The sequence below is a fragment of the Polaromonas sp. P3_C2 genome, assembly GCF_056402675.1.
Map to the genome: position 1 here is coordinate 1 of NZ_JBFUGX010000774.1, position 1,748 is coordinate 1,748.

The following is a 1,748-nucleotide window of genomic DNA, read 5'->3' on the forward strand; positions in this document are numbered from 1 at the left end:
CACTACTACGGCGGGCTGGCAGCGCCCCTGACCGTACTGGCCATCGTGCTGCTCGCCGCCTTTCTGGGGCTCTACTACGCAGCGGCCTGCGCATTTTTCGTGAAGCTGGCGCCCAGGCGCAGGCTGCCACGTGCCACGGTGTTTGCAGCCCTCTGGCTGCTGGCAGAGCTGGCCCGGGTCGAATTCTTTACCGGCTTTCCCTGGGGCGAGGGCGGTTATGCCCACGTCGACGGCTGGGCCAGGCCGCTGGCCGCGTGGGTGGGCGTGCATGGGCTGACTTTCCTGGCCGCGCTGGTTGCAGCATGGCTGGCGATGACCCTGCGCTCATCCCATGTGCAATGGCTGAACGTGACCGGCATCCTGGTTGTCTGCATAGTGGCGGGTTATCTGCCGGTGCAAAGCGCCTGGCCCGGCGATACCCCGGTCCAGCCCGCCGAGCCGCTGGGTGTCTCGCTGCTGCAGGGCAACATTCCCCAGAACGAAAAATTCCAGCCCGGCACAGGTGTGGCCACGGCGCTGCGCTGGTACGGCCAGCAGCTGCGCGATGCGAAAGCGCCGCTGGTGGTGGCGCCTGAAACCGCCATCCCCGTGCTGCCACAGCAATTGCCGGAAGGCTACTGGCAAGCGCTGCAGGCAAGGTTTGCCGCCGGCAACCAGGCGGCATTGATCGGCCTGCCGATTGGCAGCTCCCAGGCCGGGTACGCCAACTCTGTGCTGGGCTTCAAGCCCGGGCAAGCAGAGCCATACCGTTTCGACAAGCATCATCTGGTGCCGTTCGGCGAGTTCATACCGACGGGTTTCAGGTGGTTTATCGACATGATGCACATCCCGCTGGGCGACTTCAACCGGGGTGCGGTCGGGCAGGCTTCCTTCGAATGGAAAGGCCAGCGGCTGGCGCCCAACATCTGCTACGAAGATCTTTTTGGCGAAGAGCTGGGCACACGCTTCATCGATCCTGCGCTCGCCCCGACCATCTTTGTCAATGTCAGCAACATCGCCTGGTTCGGCAACACCGTGGCGATTGACCAGCACCTGCAAATTTCGCGCATGCGCGCGCTGGAATTCAGCCGACCGATGATCCGCGCCACCAACACCGGTGCCACGGTCATCATCGACCATCAGGGCAAAGTCACGCATTCGCTGGAGCGCCACACCCGCGGCGTGCTGAACGGCGACGTCCAGGGCCGCAACGGCATCACGCCGTATGCCCACTGGGTGTCCCGCTACGGCCTGTGGCCGCTGTGGGGGCTGGGGCTGGGCGTTGCGGTCCTGGCTGGGGCGTTCCGTCGCCGTCGCTAGACTGGCCCACCCCGTCGGACGCTCACTGCGTGTAGCGCCTTCCCCCTTCCAGGGGCGGCGCCTGCGGCCTGGCAAAGCCAGTTCCGCGGCCCCTGCTGGTTTGGGGGCYGCGATGAGTCGGGTGTGCTTAGTACGTTGCGGCCATCACGCCGTGTAAAAGTTCTGGCAGCATCTCCAGCATGCGCAGCGCATCCTGCCCCGGTGGTGTGCTGCTCGCAAAATACATCTGGAGCGGTGCCTGGGCAAAGTCATGCAGCGGCACCGCTGTCAATGATTGCGGGTCCAGGTTGCTGGCCGTCAGGAAGTCCACCACTGTCCAGCCCATGCCGCGCTTGACCAGCTCCAGCGCCAGCCGCGAGGTGTGCACCTGCAAACCTTCGGGGGCGGTCAGGCCCAGGTGGCGCGCCAGGTCGTCGATCGACTGGCACATCGGATCCTCACCCACCAGC

Annotated in this window: 2 protein-coding genes; one reads left to right on the forward strand and one right to left on the reverse strand. The window is 65.4% G+C overall.

Going from position 1 to position 1,748, the window contains the following annotated elements:
- The coding region (gene lnt / locus AC1DWI_RS21790) for an apolipoprotein N-acyltransferase (RefSeq protein WP_477725745.1) at nucleotides 1-1,299 on the forward strand (1,299 nt) is incomplete at its 5' end.
- A gap of 127 nt (nucleotides 1,300-1,426) precedes the next feature.
- On the opposite strand, the gene AC1DWI_RS21795 is transcribed toward lnt, so the two are convergent.
- A partial coding sequence (locus tag AC1DWI_RS21795) for a LysR substrate-binding domain-containing protein (RefSeq protein WP_477725746.1) occupies nucleotides 1,427-1,748 on the reverse strand: 322 nt, incomplete at its 5' end.